This is a genomic window from Psychromonas arctica (assembly GCF_038155225.1).
In the GTDB taxonomy this organism is placed as follows: domain Bacteria; phylum Pseudomonadota; class Gammaproteobacteria; order Enterobacterales; family Psychromonadaceae; genus Psychromonas; species Psychromonas arctica_B.
The window spans coordinates 1-212 of the sequence record NZ_JBAKBA010000386.1; the positions used below are offsets into that span (position 1 = coordinate 1).

Sequence of the window (212 nt, forward strand, 5' to 3'; positions counted from 1 at the left end):
TTAAACGTTGAGGATCACTATTTGATTACATTATATGAAGTTCGGTAGTAAATTTTAACTGTTGCATAGCAAAGCTAGTATTTACATCTGTTAATCCATCTACATCATTCACTAATTGCTGATAGAAGTGATCATAAGTACGCATATCTTTAACAATCACTTTGAGCAAGTAATCATTTTCAGCTGCCTTTCTATAAATCTCTAAAACTTGT

At 30.7% G+C, this 212-nt stretch carries 1 protein-coding gene; it reads right to left on the minus strand.

All coding sequences use genetic code 11. The features are described from left to right. Positions 1-25 precede the first annotated feature (25 nt). Positions 26-212 (minus strand): Lrp/AsnC ligand binding domain-containing protein (locus tag V6255_RS18865; protein WP_341629472.1); only part of this gene is annotated, 187 nt, incomplete at its 5' end.